20 protein-coding genes and 2 pseudogenes are annotated in these 14,102 nt (G+C 74.7%); 6 read left to right on the top strand and 16 right to left on the bottom strand.

Annotated features, from left to right (window positions below):
• Positions 1–5 precede the first annotated feature (5 nt).
• Both AC1C2V_RS15365 and AC1C2V_RS15360 read right to left on the bottom strand, forming a co-directional pair.
• Complete coding sequence (locus tag AC1C2V_RS15365) at positions 6–284, bottom strand: GlsB/YeaQ/YmgE family stress response membrane protein (protein WP_495390506.1); 279 nt, start codon at positions 282–284, stop codon at positions 6–8.
• Between the two features lie 143 nt (positions 285–427).
• A complete protein-coding gene (locus AC1C2V_RS15360; protein ID WP_495390505.1) occupies positions 428–1,165 on the bottom strand; it encodes a metalloregulator ArsR/SmtB family transcription factor in 738 nt (245 codons plus the stop codon).
• A gap of 65 nt (positions 1,166–1,230) precedes the next feature.
• Between AC1C2V_RS15360 and AC1C2V_RS15355 the strand changes: the two genes are divergently transcribed.
• The gene (locus AC1C2V_RS15355) at positions 1,231–1,650 is read left to right on the top strand and encodes a hypothetical protein (protein ID WP_495390504.1); all 420 of its coding nucleotides are present in this window, start codon (positions 1,231–1,233) and stop codon (positions 1,648–1,650) included.
• Between the two features lie 194 nt (positions 1,651–1,844).
• On the opposite strand, the gene AC1C2V_RS15350 is transcribed toward AC1C2V_RS15355, so the two are convergent.
• Together AC1C2V_RS15350 and AC1C2V_RS15345 are read right to left on the bottom strand one after the other, a co-directional pair.
• Positions 1,845–2,189, bottom strand: a complete 345-nt coding sequence (locus AC1C2V_RS15350; protein ID WP_495390503.1) for a DUF202 domain-containing protein — start codon at positions 2,187–2,189, stop codon at positions 1,845–1,847.
• Between the two features lie 10 nt (positions 2,190–2,199).
• On the bottom strand, positions 2,200–2,562 hold the full coding sequence (locus AC1C2V_RS15345) for a YidH family protein (protein WP_495390502.1): 363 nt from the start codon (positions 2,560–2,562) through the stop codon (positions 2,200–2,202).
• 118 nt (positions 2,563–2,680) lie between these two features.
• On the opposite strand from AC1C2V_RS15345, the gene AC1C2V_RS15340 reads away from it, so the two are divergent.
• A complete protein-coding gene (locus tag AC1C2V_RS15340) occupies positions 2,681–3,481 on the top strand; it encodes an isocitrate lyase/PEP mutase family protein (RefSeq protein ID WP_495390501.1) in 801 nt (266 codons plus the stop codon).
• 4 nt (positions 3,482–3,485) lie between these two features.
• Here AC1C2V_RS15340 and AC1C2V_RS15335 read toward each other — a convergent pair whose 3' ends face one another.
• The 5 genes and pseudogenes from AC1C2V_RS15335 to AC1C2V_RS15315 all read right to left on the bottom strand — a co-directional run bounded on the left by AC1C2V_RS15335 (position 3,486) and on the right by AC1C2V_RS15315 (position 7,549).
• A complete protein-coding gene (locus AC1C2V_RS15335; protein WP_495390500.1) occupies positions 3,486–3,875 on the bottom strand; it encodes a nuclear transport factor 2 family protein in 390 nt (129 codons plus the stop codon).
• Between the two features lie 78 nt (positions 3,876–3,953).
• Complete coding sequence (locus AC1C2V_RS15330) at positions 3,954–4,169, bottom strand: hypothetical protein (protein WP_495390499.1); 216 nt, start codon at positions 4,167–4,169, stop codon at positions 3,954–3,956.
• 37 nt (positions 4,170–4,206) lie between these two features.
• Positions 4,207–4,611, bottom strand: a pseudogene (locus AC1C2V_RS15325) (glutamine amidotransferase-related protein); the annotation flags it as partial.
• 49 nt (positions 4,612–4,660) lie between these two features.
• Positions 4,661–5,698, bottom strand: coding sequence for an SMP-30/gluconolactonase/LRE family protein (locus tag AC1C2V_RS15320; protein WP_495390498.1), 1,038 nt, complete (start codon positions 5,696–5,698; stop codon positions 4,661–4,663).
• A 3-nt stretch (positions 5,699–5,701) separates the two neighbouring features.
• Positions 5,702–7,549, bottom strand: a complete 1,848-nt coding sequence (locus tag AC1C2V_RS15315; protein ID WP_495390497.1) for a flavin-containing monooxygenase — start codon at positions 7,547–7,549, stop codon at positions 5,702–5,704.
• 127 nt (positions 7,550–7,676) lie between these two features.
• Here AC1C2V_RS15315 and AC1C2V_RS15310 point away from each other — a divergent pair, with 127 nt between their 5' ends.
• Complete coding sequence (locus tag AC1C2V_RS15310; RefSeq protein ID WP_495390496.1) at positions 7,677–8,276, top strand: TetR/AcrR family transcriptional regulator; 600 nt, start codon at positions 7,677–7,679, stop codon at positions 8,274–8,276.
• Positions 8,277–8,298: 22 nt separating this feature from the next.
• Here the strand turns inward: AC1C2V_RS15310 and AC1C2V_RS15305 are convergent, their stop codons facing one another.
• Positions 8,299–8,931 carry an FMN-dependent NADH-azoreductase gene (locus AC1C2V_RS15305; protein WP_495390495.1) on the bottom strand — a complete coding sequence of 211 codons (633 nt, stop codon included), beginning with the start codon at positions 8,929–8,931 and terminating at the stop codon, positions 8,299–8,301.
• Between the two features lie 115 nt (positions 8,932–9,046).
• Here AC1C2V_RS15305 and AC1C2V_RS15300 point away from each other — a divergent pair, with 115 nt between their 5' ends.
• Positions 9,047–9,544: a MarR family winged helix-turn-helix transcriptional regulator gene (locus AC1C2V_RS15300; RefSeq protein WP_495390494.1), complete on the top strand. Its 498-nt coding sequence runs from the start codon at positions 9,047–9,049 to the stop codon at positions 9,542–9,544.
• Positions 9,545–9,588: 44 nt separating this feature from the next.
• Here AC1C2V_RS15300 and AC1C2V_RS15295 read toward each other — a convergent pair whose 3' ends face one another.
• Together AC1C2V_RS15295 and AC1C2V_RS15290 are read right to left on the bottom strand one after the other, a co-directional pair.
• Positions 9,589–9,822 carry a hypothetical protein gene (locus AC1C2V_RS15295; RefSeq protein WP_495390493.1) on the bottom strand — a complete coding sequence of 78 codons (234 nt, stop codon included), beginning with the start codon at positions 9,820–9,822 and terminating at the stop codon, positions 9,589–9,591.
• Positions 9,823–9,958: 136 nt separating this feature from the next.
• Positions 9,959–11,017 (bottom strand): S66 family peptidase, encoded by a 1,059-nt coding sequence (locus AC1C2V_RS15290; protein WP_495390492.1) that lies wholly within the window; start codon positions 11,015–11,017, stop codon positions 9,959–9,961.
• A 160-nt stretch (positions 11,018–11,177) separates the two neighbouring features.
• Here AC1C2V_RS15290 and AC1C2V_RS15285 point away from each other — a divergent pair, with 160 nt between their 5' ends.
• Positions 11,178–12,680, top strand: a complete 1,503-nt coding sequence (locus AC1C2V_RS15285) for an HNH endonuclease signature motif containing protein (RefSeq protein ID WP_495390491.1) — start codon at positions 11,178–11,180, stop codon at positions 12,678–12,680.
• Here AC1C2V_RS15285 and AC1C2V_RS15280 read toward each other — a convergent pair.
• The 3 genes and pseudogenes from AC1C2V_RS15280 to AC1C2V_RS15270 all read right to left on the bottom strand — a co-directional run bounded on the left by AC1C2V_RS15280 (position 12,670) and on the right by AC1C2V_RS15270 (position 13,257).
• Positions 12,670–12,810, bottom strand: a complete 141-nt coding sequence (locus AC1C2V_RS15280) for a hypothetical protein (protein WP_495390490.1) — start codon at positions 12,808–12,810, stop codon at positions 12,670–12,672. The genes AC1C2V_RS15285 and AC1C2V_RS15280 overlap by 11 nt on opposite strands.
• Before the next feature lie 55 nt (positions 12,811–12,865).
• Positions 12,866–13,036 (bottom strand): annotated as a pseudogene (locus AC1C2V_RS15275) (histidine kinase); the annotation flags it as partial.
• A 65-nt stretch (positions 13,037–13,101) separates the two neighbouring features.
• The gene (locus AC1C2V_RS15270) at positions 13,102–13,257 is read right to left on the bottom strand and encodes a hypothetical protein (protein WP_495390489.1); all 156 of its coding nucleotides are present in this window, start codon (positions 13,255–13,257) and stop codon (positions 13,102–13,104) included.
• Positions 13,258–13,383: 126 nt separating this feature from the next.
• Here AC1C2V_RS15270 and AC1C2V_RS15265 point away from each other — a divergent pair, with 126 nt between their 5' ends.
• On the top strand, positions 13,384–13,623 hold the full coding sequence (locus AC1C2V_RS15265) for a hypothetical protein (protein ID WP_495390488.1): 240 nt from the start codon (positions 13,384–13,386) through the stop codon (positions 13,621–13,623).
• Here AC1C2V_RS15265 and AC1C2V_RS15260 read toward each other — a convergent pair.
• Complete coding sequence (locus tag AC1C2V_RS15260; protein WP_495390487.1) at positions 13,590–14,054, bottom strand: DUF2255 family protein; 465 nt, start codon at positions 14,052–14,054, stop codon at positions 13,590–13,592. The two genes, AC1C2V_RS15265 and AC1C2V_RS15260, sit on opposite strands and share 34 nt — an antisense overlap.
• Positions 14,055–14,102: the final 48 nt, after the last annotated feature.

The raw sequence follows: 14,102 nt of genomic DNA, 5'->3' as shown, positions 1-14,102 counted from the left end.
TGGTGTCAGGGCTGCCGCGGCTTGTTGCGGCCCCCCATCCCGGCGACGATCGACACGCCGATCACGGCCAGGACGATCTGGAAGAGCAGCTCCCACCAGTCGAACCCGTCTGTGTCGTTCACGCCGATCAGGTCCGCGATCCACGTGCCCAGCAGTGCCGCGACGATCCCCACGAGGATGGTCGCGATGATCGAGATGTTCTGCTTCCCGCGCGCGAACAGCCGCCCGAGGGCCCCGATGATGGCGCCGACGATGATCGCGGTGATGATGCCGGAGATGGTCACGGTGCTGCTCCTTTCTTAAGGACGGACGCGCGCCGCGTCCGCCTCGAACCTACGGCCACTCCTGCGTGCCCGCCCCTTGAGCGCGCCCGTCGGGGCTGGTGACGGCGTCGCGATGTCACGGGCAACCGTCCGCGGCACACGCCTCAGGACCGGTCGACGTCGAGCTCCGTCCGCCCCACGTGCCAGCGATCGGCGAGCGTGGCCACCCCGGCGTCGGTGACGACCAGCCCGCGCGTCGTCCCGCGTCGCTCCACCCACCCCGCCTCGAGGAACCGGCCGGCGACGGCGACGCCGAGGGCGCCTGCGAGGTGCTCGCGCCGCTCGGTCCAGTCGGGGCAGGCACGGACGAGCGGGCGTCGGGCCCGGCGGAGCGCGTCGACATCGACCCCCTCGGCAGCCAGGCCGTCCTCTCCGTCGGCGGTGACGGCGAGCCCGTCGCCGTCGAGCCAGCCCCGCGCCACCATCGCGTCGCGGAGCGCCACCCCCAGCCGGCCGGCCAGGTGGTCGTAGCAGAGCCGGGCCCGCGCCAGTCGGCGCGCCTCCCCCGACTGCCGCAGGCTCACCACCCGGGCGGGGGGGCACAGCTCCCCGAGCGCCTCCAGCGCGGCGGCGACCCCGGCGCCGGCGAGCCGGTAGAACCGCTGCCTGCCGCGGGGTTCCGCGACGACGAGCCCCGCCTCCACCAGCGCCGCGAAGTGCTCGCTCGCCGTCGAGCGCCGCACGCCCGCCGCCGTCGCGAGCTCGCTCGCCGGGCGGCTGGACCCGTCCATCAGGAGGTTGAGGACCGTCGAGCGCACCGGCGCCGCGAGCGCCTGCCCGATCACCGTGAAGTCCACGCCGGTCACTCCCCGGCCCGCGCCCGCACTCGTCCGTCCGCTCATCCGTCCACCGTAGGACGACGACGGTTCGGCCATCGCCGAACCGTTCCCGGCCTAGGGTCCGGCGCATGACGCAACCCACCGCCCGCCTGCAAGACCTCGAGGTCGTCCTCGAACACCGCCCCGGTGCCCTCGCCGCCCTCGGACGCGCCCTCGGCGCCGCGGGCGTGAGCCTCGAGGGCGGCGGGGTGTTCGCCACGGGCCGCACCGCCGTCGCGCACTACCTCGTCACCGACGGCGACGCGGCGCTGGCCGCCGTCGAGCGTGCCGGGCTCGGCGCGGCCCGGGCGCGCGACGTCGTGACGCTGCGCCTCGACCAGGAGACCCCCGGCCAGCTCGGTACCGTCGCGGGCCTCCTGGCCGACGCCGGCGTGAACGTCGAGGTCCAGTACAGCGACCACGCCGGGAGCCTCGTGCTCGTGGTCGACCCCGCCCACCGGGAGGCCTGCGCCCAGGTCGCCGCCGAGTGGACCAGCGCAACCAGCTGACGCACGGCAGTTCAGGTCACGGTGCGATGCCCGCGGCTTGGGGAGCTATATAACTCCCCGGCACTCCTGCACGGAGTGATACAACTCCCCGGCGAGGACCCCTCGCGACGTTGTCCGACGTCGAGATCGCACGGTCCCTCGGTGTCGTCGAACCGGGTGCGTCGAGGCAGCCGGGTCGGCAGCCCGGCGACCGCTCAGGACAGGACCAGCACGAGGCCCACGACCGCCAGCAGGCAGGTGCCCGCGCAGACGAGGGCGATGCGGCGGCCGTGCCGCAGCCGCGGCTCGTCGCTGGCCAGGTGTTGGCTCGTGTGGCGGGCGTGGCGCCTGGTGAACCACCACAGGGGCGGGACGGCGGCCAGCGCGAGCGCGGCGACGAGCGCCAGGGCCAGGGGCGCCTCGACTCCGGGGAGGGCGTGGACCGCGACCAGGCAGACGGCGGCGAACGACAGCAGCGTGCGGCGCCAGGCGAGGGCCGTACGCTCCGCCTGGAGCCCGCGGTCGCGGTCGGGGCCGACGAGCGGCGGGTCGGAGGTCATCGCTGCTGGGTCATCGCAGCAGCAGCGCCAGCAGGACGAGGATGCCCACCACGCAGACGGTGACCACCAGCACGAACCCCGTGAGCGCGCCGGGGAGCGCCCCGTGCTCGCGCATCGCGCGCTCCGTGCGCGCCCACTCGATCGCGGAGACGACGGGGACGAGGGCGCCGGCCACCAGCAGCACGATCGCCGCAGCCAACCGCAGCCGCGGCTCCATCGGCAGGTCGAGCGCCTCGAGCGCGGTGCCGCCCGCGATGAGGCCGAGGGACGTGCGGATCCACGCGAGGATGGTCCGCTCGTTCGCGAGGGAGAACCGGGGGTCGGGCTCCGTGCCCTTCTCGTAGACCCAGCGCGGGAAGCGTTCGCGGCTCACGCGGCGCTCCCGGCGCCGCGGTCGGATCGGCACGTCACGAGGCCCGAGCCTAGCGACCGTCCCCGCCGCGGGCGAGGCCCCGGGCCGGGCGTCGGTGGCCGTGGCTAGCGTCGGCGGCATGTCGTCCCCCGTCGCGTCCGCCTTCCTCGCCCTGCACCGCCCGGGCGACCCGCTGCTGCTGCCCAACGCCTGGGACGCCGGCTCCGCGCGGATCCTGGCCTCTCTCGGGTTCACCGCGCTCGCGACGACGAGCAGCGGGTTCGCGGCCACGCTCGGGCGGCCGGACGGCGCCGTCACCCGTGCCGAGGCGCTCGACAACGCCGCGGCGCTGGTCGCCGCCGTCGACCTGCCGGTGAGCGCCGACCTGGAGAACGGCTTCGCCGACTCCCCCGCCGACGTCGCGCGCACCGTGGCCGACGCGCGCGGGACGGGCCTGGCCGGGTGCTCGATCGAGGACCACACGGGTCGCACCGACGACCCGATCTACGACCGCTCCCTCGCCGTCGAGCGGGTCGCGGCGGCCGCCGAAGCGTCGGGCGGCGGCCTCGTCCTCACCGCGCGCTGCGAGAACCACCTCCACGGCCGCGGCGACCAGGCGGACACGATCGACCGGCTGCAGGCGTACCAGCAGGCCGGCGCAGACGTCCTCTACGCGCCCGGGCTGCGCGAGGCCGGTCAGATCGCGACGCTGTGCCGCGAGGTCGACCGGCCGGTCAACGCCCTGCTGCTGGCGGGCGGGCCCACGCCGGCCGAGCTCGCGGAGGCGGGCGTCGCACGGATCTCCGTGGGCGGCACGTTCGCGTGGGACGCCCTGTCCGGGCTGGTCACCGCCGCGCGGGAGCTGCTCGCGGGCGACGTCGGCTTCCTCGACCGCACGGGCCCAGCGCGCGAGGTCATGGGGCGCGCATTCCACGCCTGAGACCTCACCGGCCCGCCGGGAGCACCACCGTGTGCACGCAGCGCCACCGGGCGTCGTCGTGCACGAACGTGTCGACCGACCATTCCTCGTCGCGGAACGGCGACCCGCGCCACGTCCCCGCGGAGACGCCCCGCCCGAGCGTGACCGCGACGTCGTCGTGCACGCGCACCGCGATCAGCTCGGACGACAGCTCCGAGTGCACCAGGTCCCCCGAGGCGACGAGCGTGAGGAAGCCGGCGCGCTCCTGGACCTCGCCGTCCACCCCGACGATCGTCCAGCCGGGGTCGACGAACTCCTCGATGGCGCCCGGGTCGTTCGCCACGATTGCGGCGCCCCAGCGTCGCAGCAGCGCCGCGAAGTCCGCGGCGTCGTCGTCGGTGCCGTACTCGCCCATCCCGGACCTCCGTCCGCCGGGCCCACCGCTCGATCATCGCCCCTGGGCCGCGCGCTGACGACCCGGGGCCGGGCGCGCTCAGAGAGGTTCGACGAAGGCCCGCACGAGCGGGTGGATCGGCAGGCCCGCGGACGCGCCGAGGTGGGGCTGGAAGAGGCTGGCCACGAAGAACGGGTGGCCGGTCAGCTCGAGCACCTCGGCGCCGGCGTCGTCCGCGACGGCGCCGACCACGACGCCCGCGCGCTCCAGGGCCCGCACGGCCTCCGGCGTCGGCGCGTACTGGCAGTAGTGCATGCCGACGAACGGCTCGGCGACCCACGACGCGAACCGCGTGCCCGCGACCCGGCGTCACGACGCGCTCTTCGCCGTACAGCGAGCAGGCGAGGGCCGCCACGACGTTGTCGTCGGCCTCGCCGTCGGCCTCGGCATGGCTCGCGGGGCCGCCCAGGACGTTCCGGGCGAGCTCCACGACCGCGTACTGCATGCCGGCGCACGTACCGAGGAACGGGACGCCGCCCTCGCGGGCCGCGGTGATCGCGCGCAGCACGGCGGCGTCGTCCGCGTACGGCGACCCGGGCACGAGCCACAGGCCGTCGTACGCGGCGACGTCGAACGGCGAGTCGGTCGGCACCCACACGGCCTCGACGCCGAGCTCGTCCGCGAGCCGCGGCACGAGGGCGTCGAGCTCCCGGTGGCTGGTGTGGTCGCCGTGGTCGCCGAGCAGCGCGATGGTCATCGCCGCACCGTACCGGCACGGGCCGCCACGCATTCGGGCGGGCGCCGCGTCAGCCCCCGTTGGACTGCCGCACCCCCTCGGCCAGCGCGTCGAACCGATAGACGAAGCCGCCCGCGGGTCCGCTCACGGTCACGTAGGCGTCCGTCGTGCCGGGCCGGATGGCGAGGTTCGTCGCCGACTCGAGGCCCTCGTCGGCCGCGGGGACGGCGATCGTGGCCAGGGGCGTGCCGTCCGGGGAGTAGACGAGGATGCGCGGCTCGCCGTGCACTCCCTGGTAGACGTTCCCCGCCGCGTCGACGGCGTTGGAGTCGGTCTGCGTCGTGCCGCCGTCGACGTGGATCGCCGTGTGCCCCGACGTCACGGCGGTTCCGCCCTCGTCGAGGATGAGGTGGTCGATGTGGTTCGCGTCGAGCTGGCTGACCCAGAGCGCGCCGCCGTCGAGGTCGAACGAGATCCCGTTGGGGTTCGGCTGGTGGTCGGCAAGCACGGTCGCATCGCCGGTGTCCCGGTCGAACCTCAGCACCCGCCCCGACGCCTCGGCGTCGGGGTACGTCGTGTACGCCGAGTCCGTGACGAACATGTTCCCGGCGTCGTCGAACGTCAGGTCGTCCGGTTGCGTCGTGCGACCGTCGACCTCGCCCTCGGCGACCACCTGCGGGTCCTCGCCATCGGGCGTGACGCTGATGACCCGGCCGCCGGCGTAGTCGGTGAGGTACAGCCGCCCGTCGTGCGGGCCGAACTGTGCCGACGTGTACACCCCGGAGTCGTCGGTGAACACCGGGCTCACGTCGCCCGACCCCAGGTCGATCGCCATCACCTTGGGGTCGCCCGCGGGCGCGGTGACGTCGACGAGGTAGAGCCTGCCGTCCTCGCCGAACGTCGGGCCCTCGAGCAGGGTCATCCCCGTCTCGTCGTGCACCGAGGTCACCTGGAGCACGCGCTCGGCGGTCCGTTGCTCGGGGACGGCGGCCGCCCCCTCCTCGGACCCACCGGGCGACGCCGCGCACCCGGCCAGCGGCAGCGCGAGGGCAGCCGTCACCGCCAGGGCGATCGGGCGGCCGGAGCGGTCACTGTTCGTGCTGCGCACCGGTCAGCCCTCCGCCCGGTCGACCTGGCCCACGGGCATCACGAGCACGTCGTCCATGCCGCCCTCGCGCCACTCGGCGAGCACCCGGTGGAACGCGACGGGGCCGGGGCTGAACCCGTTCACACGAGAGCGCGGCCTGCCCTCGGCGTTGTAGTAGCCGGGCGTGCACTCGGCCTGGAAGTCGACGTTGTCCACGGCGACCTCCGCGATCGTGTCGCACCAGCCCTGCACGGCCTCCGCCGTCGGCTCGACGTAGCGGGCGCCGGCCTTGCGCGCCTCGGCGACGACGGCGGCGATGTGGCCGGCCTGCTCGGACAGGATGTGCACGAAGTTCACGGAGTTCGCGTTCTGCATGGTCCCCAGGTGGAACAGGTTGGGGAAGCCGTGGGAGTAGAAGCCGTGCAGGGTCCGCGGGCCGCGGCCCCACGCCTCGAGCAGCGGGGTGCCGCCGCGGCCGTGCACCGGGAGCGTGCCCGACACCACGCCGGAGACGCCCGTCTCGAATCCCGTGGCGAAGACGACGCAGTCCACCTCGTACTCGACCTCCGAGCCCGGGTCCCCCACGACGACGCCCGTCTCCGTCATCCGCGTGATCCCGCCGTGGTCGGCGGTGTCCACGAGGGTGACGTCCGGCCGGTTGAACGCCTGCAGGTACTGGTCGCTGAACCCGGGGCGCTTGCACATGTACCGGTACCAGGGCTTGAGCGCCTCGGCGATGGCGGGGTCGTCGACGACGTCGTCCACCCGGGCCCGGATCTCGTTCATCTTCGCGAAGTCCGCGAGCTCGTCGAGCCGCTCTCGCTCCTCGGGGTCGAGCGTCGTGTCGACGGCGCCGCTGATCATCTTGCGCTGCAGGCGTGCGGTGGAGGTCCAGCCGTCGCGCGTGAGGTCCTCGTCGACCTCCTCGCCCGCGAGGATCGCGAGGAAGTTCTCCATGCGCTCGCGCTGCCAGCCCGGAGTGAGCGAGGCCGCCCACTCCGGGTCGGTGGGGCGGTTGTCGCGCACGTCCACCGACGAGGGCGTGCGCTGGAAGACGAACAGGTGCTGCGCGTCGCGGGCGACGTGCGGGATGGCCTGCAGCCCCGTGGCCCCGGTGCCGACCACGGCGACCCGCTTGTCCGCCAGGCCGGTGAGTCCGCCGTCGCCGCCCCCGCCGGTGTAGCCGTAGTCCCACCGGCTGGTGTGGAAGGTATGGCCGCGGAAGTCCTCGATGCCGGGGATACCGGGCAGCTTCGGCTGGGAGAGCGTGCCCGAGGAGACGACGACGTGCCGGGCGCGCATCGCGTCGCCCCGGTCGGTGCGCACGAGCCACTCGGCGGCGTCCTCGTCCCACGTCAGCTCGGTGACCCGGGTGTGGAAGACGGCGTCGCGGTACAGGCCGTACTGCTCGGCGATCCGCACGGCGTGCCGCCGGATCTCCTCACCGGGGGCGTACCGCCACCGCGGCACGTACCCGGTCTCCTCCAGCAGCGGCATGTACACGTACGACTCGATGTCGCAGTGGATGCCCGGGTACCGGTTCCAGTACCAGGTGCCGCCGAAGTCCCCGGCCTCGTCCATCATGCGCACCGACCCGACACCGGCCTCGCGCAGCCGCGCGCCCGTGAGCAGGCCGCCGAAGCCGCCGCCCACGACCAGCACCTCGACGCGGTCGGTGAGCGCCTCGCGCTCGGCTCGCGGGGTGTAGGGGTCCTTCGCGTAGTACCCGAACTCGCCGGCGGCCCGGCGATACTGGGCGTTGCCGTCCGGGCGGATACGCCGGTCGCGCTCCTGCCGGTACTTCTCGCGCAGGGCGTCGGGGTCGAAGCCCAGGTCAGCGTGCAGGGCCGGGGGTGTCGTCGTGGCGGTCAAGTCGGGCCTCTCGTCGGTGGCACGAAGTCGGGCGCGAGGGGCGGTGTCACCTCCCGCAACAAAACCGTACATCAACGTACGTTTCTGCCTCCGGGCCTGGGCCGACCGCCCTCGTTACCCTCGCCATATGGCCGAGGCACCGACCCGACGGGACGCGACGCGCAACCGCGAGCTCCTCGTCGACGCCGCGCGCCGCACCTTCGCCGCCCTCGGCCCCGACGCGCCGCTCGAGGAGATCGCCGTCGCCGCCGGGGTCAGCCGCACCACGCTGCACCGCCACTTCGTCAGCCGCGAGGCGCTCGCCTCCGCCGTCCTGCAGCAGAACGTCGCCGACATCGAGGCCCGCGCCGCCGACCTGACCGGCAGCGACGACGACGTGGTCGACCTCTTCCACTTCGTGCTCGACGTGCAGGTGGCGTCACCCTCGCTCGCCCTGCTCATCGCCCACAGCGAGACCCCCGACTTCCATGACCTCGCGCGGCGCACCGCGGAGACGTTCGACCCGCTCCTCGAGCGCGGTCTGGCGGCCGGCGTCGTCCATCCCGGGGTCACGACCCGCCACGTCATGCTCGCGCTGCCCATGGCGATGTCCGCGCTCGCGGTCGAGGACCGCGCGACAGACGCGCCGCGCGGCCAGCAGGTGCGCGAGATCCTGCACCGCGGGCTGTTCACCACGGAGCCGCTCCGCGCTCCCGGGACGCGACGGGGCCGCGGCCAGGACTCCTGACCGCGGCCCGTCCGAGCATTGCTCAGCGCGTGGCGAGCGCGCGGCCGGCCGCGGCGGCGGCCTCCTCGGCCTGCTTGCGGGCCAGCGCGGCCGGCTCCTCGAGCCCGTCCATCGCGGGGTTGACGCCGACCAGGGTCAGCTCGCGCTCGATCACGGTGAGGTCCGCGCCCCAGACGTCCTCGAGGATGCGGCGCAGGTAGCCGATGCTGTGCTCCCAGCCCTCCTTGGGCGTTCCGGGGCCGTAGGCCCCGCCGCGCGTGGTGAGCAGGACGACCGGGATGCCGTCGAGCAGGGTGGCGGCCGCGCCCGCCCCGGCGATGACCAGGTCGACCCACGTCTTGACGTGCTGGGACACGCCCCAGTTGTAGAGCGGGAAGGCGAGCACGACGGCGTCGGCCTCGCGCAGCTCCTCGACCAGCTCCGCGGCGAGCGCGATCGACTCGGCCTCCTGGGGGCTGCGCTCCGCCTCGGGGAGCTGCGCGCCGGCGATGGCGGCCGCCCAGGCGTGCGCCGGGAGCGGGTCGGCACCGAGGTACCGGGTGCGGACCGTCTCGTCCGGGCGCGCGGCGGCGATCTGCTCGGTGACGTGGTCGGCGAGCGCGCTGCTCGAAGACCGGGGGCCCTGGATGCTCGCGTCGATACGCAGAACGGTCATGCGGGTGCTCCTCGCGAAGGTGCGCCGCCGGTTGCCCGGGGCGCCATTTGAATGTTCAAGGCGAACGTAACCCACACCGACTTGAACATTCAAGGGCACGGGTAGGGTCGAGGGCATGACCTTGACGACGGACACCGCTGTGCCGTCCCTGACGGCCGACCAGTCGCAGGACTGGAAGGCGCTCATGGCCCTCCTCCTCACCCTGCCGGCCGCGCTCGACGCCCAGCTCAAGCGCGACGCGGGGATGAACACGTTCGAGTACCAGGTCCTCGTCGGCCTGGACACCTCCCCCGGGAAGCTGCTGCCCATGACCGACCTCGCCGCGCTCACCCAGGTCTCGCCGTCGCGGCTGTCGCACGCGGTGACCCGCCTCGAGCGCGCGGGCTGGGTGGAGCGCCGCGAGTGCCACGAGGCCGGGCGGCGCACGGCCGCGGTTCTCACCGAGGCGGGCGCGGAGAAGCTCCGCGAGACCGCGCCCGGGCACGTGGCCGAGGCCCGCCGACTCGTCGTCGACGCCCTCACTCCCGAGCAGCTCGCCACCCTGGGCGACTCCGCCCGCGCGATCGTGGCGCAGGCGTCTCCCGAGGTCGCCAGGATGCTCCCCGACTGCTGAGGCCCTCCCGGACTGCCGGCGCCCGCGGGCGCCGTCACCGCCCTTCAGGAGCTGAGGTCGAGCACGACCCCCGTCGTCCCGGCGAGCACCCCGGCGAGCCCGGCCGCCGCGGCCGCGTCGACGGGCACGGCCGTACGGACCGCGGAGGCTGACGAGGCGGCCGGGGTCGCGGAGGCCGGGGTCGCGGCGTCCTGGGCGCCCGCGGCGGCGCACCCCGCGAGGGCCCGCGCTGCGCGGGCCCTCGGGTCGTGGTGGCGGGAGGTCGCTCCGTTCGTCATGTGTTCCTCCGGTTCGTCGGGGCGCGGACTGCGCCCGTCCGGATCCTTGCCTCAGGATCGGAACCGCAGGTGAACGCCCCACGACGCCCAGATGACGCTCCGGAATCTCACCCGCTCGCGCGGGCGACCCGTGCCCTCACGCCACGAGGTGCTGCGTGATCACCGACGCGTCCGGGCCGTGCTGCACGCGCGCGAGCGCGCCGTTCACCAGGGCCAGGTACGGCGGCATGTGCCCGCACTCGACGTCGCCGAGCACCGGGATCCCCAGGTCGCCGAGCGCGTCGCGGGCCGCGTCGTGCTGGGTGAAGCCGTCGGCGGCGGGGGCGTGCGTGCGGCTGACCAGCACCGCGTGCGCGGCGTCGAACCAACCCGCGTGGCGCATCGCCCACATCGCCCGGCCGACGTCGTCCGCGCGCCACTCGCAGATGTCCAGGTAGACGACCAGGCCCTCGGGCGCGTGCTCGGCGGCGAACCGCGGCACGTCGCCGTACGGCGTGCCGGCGAGGAGGGCGACCGTGTCCACGCAGCCTCCGATCAGCCGGCCGGAGACGTCGACCGGCGCGTCCGGTTCGGCGCCGGCGCCGGCGTCGAGCCGCAGCCACGACCCGGCGTCGTCGAAGGTCCAGGTCGAGGCGTCGGGGTGCGCCTCCCAGTCGTCCCAGCCGTCGGACCGGAAGCGGCGCGGGGAGCGCTGCACGAGCGCGGCGCCCGGCGCGGCGGACTGCTCCGCGGCCGCGACGTCCCACCAGCCCAGCAGGCCGTCGGGCACGTCGTAGGGGGTGTCCATGAGGTTCTGCCCGTGCAGCGTCGCGACGCCGGTGCGCAGCGTGAGCGGCAGCAGCACGGTGGACACGTCCGAGTAGCCGACCAGCCACGTCGGGTCGGCCGCGAGCGCCTCCCAGTCGAGACGCCCCAGCAGGTCGACCGCGAGCGTCCCGCCCCACGGCGGCACCACGGCGCGCACGGCCGGGTCGGTGAGCATGGTCGTGAGCTCCGCGGCGCGGACGTCGGCGGGGGCGCTGACGATCCCCTCCCCCGTCGCGGTCGCGCCGACCCGGACGTCATAACCCTGCGCTCGCACGACCTCGACGGCGTGCCGCAGCCGGCCCTGGAGCGGGGCAGGGACGCCCGACGACGGCGCGGTCACGCCGATCGTGTCGCCGGGGCGCAGGGGTCGGGGGTAGCGGATCGTCATGACCGGGACTCTGCCCGACCGTCGGCGCAGCGGGCAACGCGATTCCTGCCGGCGACAGGTTGTCCACAGGCGGGCATCGGGCCTGGTGCGATGATCGTCCGACCGCTAGAGTCGAACATGTGTTCGATTGCGTGGGTCGCGACGAGGAGGTGGACGACGCATGACCGGAGTGCTCGAGAGCGTCGTCGACGACCTGCCGGTCGTCACGACGCCGTGGGACGACATGCTCTCGCCCACGGGCCCGACGACCGTGCACGACGTCTCGGCCGCGCTCGAAGACGTGGCGCGGGTCCAGGCCCGGATCAACGCCCTGGAGGGCGAGAAGCTCCTGGCCGTGGAGCGGACGCGCCGCGCGGCCGTCCGGTGCGAGCCTGACCTGCTGGCGGGCGAGGAGCTCCGGGTGCTGCGCGCGGGCACGTCCCGGCAGCACGAGCTGGCACGGCGGGCGTTCGCGGCGGACGTCGCGACCACGCTGCACGTCGGCGAGCAGCAGGCAGAGCACCTGGTCGAGACGGCGCAGACCCTGACCTCGTCGGGGTCGGCCACGCTCGCCGAGCTTCGCCGCGGGCGGATCGGCGCCCGCCACGCGACGGCGATGGCCGACGTGCTCGCCGACCTCCCCGACGCCCAGGCAAGGGCGGCCGTGCAGGCCGAGGCCCTACCCCGGGCGGCGACGACGACCCTGGCCCAGTTCCGTACCTGCCTGCGCCGGGCCCGGGACCGCGCGCACCCCGAGCCGTTCACAGCACGGCACGCGAAGGCGGCGGCGAAGCGCGCCGTGTTCGTCGACCCGGCCGCCGACGGCATGGCCTGGCTCAGCGCCTACCTGCCAGCCACCACCGCCCACGCCGCCCTCGACCGCCTGACCACCACCGCCCGCACTGCCCGGGAGGTGGGAGACCACCGCACCCTGTCTCAGCTCCGTGCCGATGCGTGCGCCGCCCTGCTGCTCGCCGGCGCCGAGGACACACGCGCCCCGGACACCTCGGGCCCACCGGCGGTCGACACTGACCCGGCCACCGACTTGGCTGCGGAGCTGTCCGCGGGCCTCGTGCCAGACCTCGCCGACCACGCCCGAAGGATCGCCCCGCGCGTACAGGTCACGGTGCCCGTGCTGGCGCTGCTTGGCCGGTCGGACGACCCGGCAGAGCTGGCCGGGCACGGCCCGATCGACCCGGGGATGGCGTCGTTTCTGACGGCCGAGGCTCCGTCGCTGCGTCGGCTGCTGGTGGATCCGTTCTCCGGTGCGGCCCAGACCACGGACGCCGGCACCTACACCGTCCCGGCGGCGTTGCGCTCGTACCTACGCTCGCGCGATGGCTCGTGCCGCTTCCCGGGGTGCACCCGCCCGCCCGTCCGCTGCGACGTCGACCACACCGTCGCGTGGGCCGACGGCGGTCGCACCGTCGCGGGCAACCTGGCGCATCTCTGTCGTCGCCACCATGTGCTGAAGCACGAGACGCGCTGGCACGCCCGGCAGGACGCCGACGGCACGCTCGTCTGGACGTCACCCACCGGCCGCGTGTCCCGCGACCCCGTCGCCGACCCTGTCGACCTCACCGGCCGCACGCTCATCTCGCCCGCCGATCCCGACCCGCTCGACGCATCTGGCCTGCCGGACTCCCGTGCTGAGCGGCACTCGGCACGCGCCGTCACCCGGTGACGGAAGACTGACCTTGTGCAGATGTCGCCGGCCAGGTCCTGGTGGCGTTGAGCTGCATCTTCACGCTCGCGGCCTCGGTGAGATCGATGCCGCTGGTGTCGTTGTAGGCGGTCGCCGTCCGGTCTGCCATGGTCCGCAGCGCCGCGAGCAGCGTGGTGCGCTCGAGGTCGGTCGGGGTGAGGTCCCCGGACCACGCGGCGCGCCTCGGCGAGGCGGTCCCGCGCCGCGTCGCGCGCCTGGCCGACGAGGGCGCACGCCCGCTCGTCGTCGGCGCGGATGGCGTCGTCGGCGGCCCGCAGCAGCAGCTCGATGGCGGAGAGCGACTGCGCGAGCGTGTCGTGGATGTCCCGGGCCAGCCGGGCGCGCTCGTCCGTGACCGCGCGCTCCCGCTCGGCCTGGGCGTGGTGCTGGCGCGCCTGCGTCAGCTCCTCGACCGTGCGCCGCCGGCGGCCACGGCGAGCACCGTCGTCAGCGCCACCGCGACGACACCGCGGTGCGGCCCGAGGACGTGCATCTGCAGCAGCATCAGCGGGAACGCGATCCACAACGCCGCCGGCGAGAGCCACAGCAGCACCACCCACGGCCACGCAGCCGCCGATCCACGCGGCGTCCGGCCACCGGGCCCCGCGGGGGGTGTCGACCGACCGGTCGTGCACCCGCACCACGCGGCGACCCCACGCGCGCCCTGGTCCGGCGGCCCGAGGTGCTGCTCGTCGACGAGCCCACGTCGGCGCTCGACCACGAGCGCGGCACGCAGGTGGTCGAGCTCATCACCGGCCTGACCCGCGAGTCCGGCGCCGCCACGCTCCTCGTCTCGCACGACGCGCCCACGCTGGCCACCGTCGACGCCACGGTGCGGATGCTCGACGCCCGCCTCGAGGAGGCGGCGCCGCTCGCCGCGCACCGACCTCAGCAGGTGGGGCAGGGCACCTCGGCGCGCTGACCGCGCCACGCGCGCGCGGAGTCGAGCGCGGCCTCGAGCCGCTCCGACCAGGACGGCCGCCGCAGCCGCACACGGAACGTGCCCGCGGCGGCGCGGTCGGAGGTGACCTCGCCGACCTTCTCCGGCGCGCAGCGGCCGTACTTCGCCACGTAAGCGTCGTCGAGCAGGGAGTGCAGCTCCGGCGCCACCTCGGCGAGCACGACGGGCTGGCGGGTGCCGTCGATCTGGAGGTGCGCCCGCCCGCCACCGGCGTGCCGCACCGCGTCGGGCGACGAGCGCACGTACAGGTCGTGTCCCAGCTGCACCACCCAGCCGCGCTGCGGCCGGCCGGGTTCGCGCGCGGAGACGACCTGCACGGCCGTCGCGGCCGCGAGGGTGTCGAGGATGTCGAGTTCGTGCAGGAACGAGGCGGCGCGCGTCAGCAGGGTCACGACGGGTCGAACAGTGACCTGGGCCACGGGTATTCCGCCCGGTTCGTG

Source organism: Isoptericola sp. Y541, from assembly GCF_059445465.1.
This window is presented reverse-complemented; position numbering and strand designations above follow the sequence as displayed.

Coding starts and splice junctions, on each gene's coding strand:
- AC1C2V_RS15360 (WP_495390505.1), bottom strand. CDS start 1,165: ATGAGCGGACGGACGAGTGCGGGCGCGGGCCGGGGAGTGACCGGCGTG.
- AC1C2V_RS15355 (WP_495390504.1), top strand. CDS start 1,231: ATGACGCAACCCACCGCCCGCCTGCAAGACCTCGAGGTCGTCCTCGAA.
- AC1C2V_RS15350 (WP_495390503.1), bottom strand. CDS start 2,189: ATGACCTCCGACCCGCCGCTCGTCGGCCCCGACCGCGACCGCGGGCTC.
- AC1C2V_RS15340 (WP_495390501.1), top strand. CDS start 2,681: ATGTCGTCCCCCGTCGCGTCCGCCTTCCTCGCCCTGCACCGCCCGGGC.
- AC1C2V_RS15335 (WP_495390500.1), bottom strand. CDS start 3,875: ATGGGCGAGTACGGCACCGACGACGACGCCGCGGACTTCGCGGCGCTG.
- AC1C2V_RS15330 (WP_495390499.1), bottom strand. CDS start 4,169: ATGCACTACTGCCAGTACGCGCCGACGCCGGAGGCCGTGCGGGCCCTG.
- AC1C2V_RS15310 (WP_495390496.1), top strand. CDS start 7,677: ATGGCCGAGGCACCGACCCGACGGGACGCGACGCGCAACCGCGAGCTC.
- AC1C2V_RS15305 (WP_495390495.1), bottom strand. CDS start 8,931: ATGACCGTTCTGCGTATCGACGCGAGCATCCAGGGCCCCCGGTCTTCG.
- AC1C2V_RS15300 (WP_495390494.1), top strand. CDS start 9,047: ATGACCTTGACGACGGACACCGCTGTGCCGTCCCTGACGGCCGACCAG.
- AC1C2V_RS15295 (WP_495390493.1), bottom strand. CDS start 9,822: ATGACGAACGGAGCGACCTCCCGCCACCACGACCCGAGGGCCCGCGCA.
- AC1C2V_RS15290 (WP_495390492.1), bottom strand. CDS start 11,017: ATGACGATCCGCTACCCCCGACCCCTGCGCCCCGGCGACACGATCGGC.
- AC1C2V_RS15285 (WP_495390491.1), top strand. CDS start 11,178: ATGACCGGAGTGCTCGAGAGCGTCGTCGACGACCTGCCGGTCGTCACG.
- AC1C2V_RS15280 (WP_495390490.1), bottom strand. CDS start 12,810: ATGGCAGACCGGACGGCGACCGCCTACAACGACACCAGCGGCATCGAT.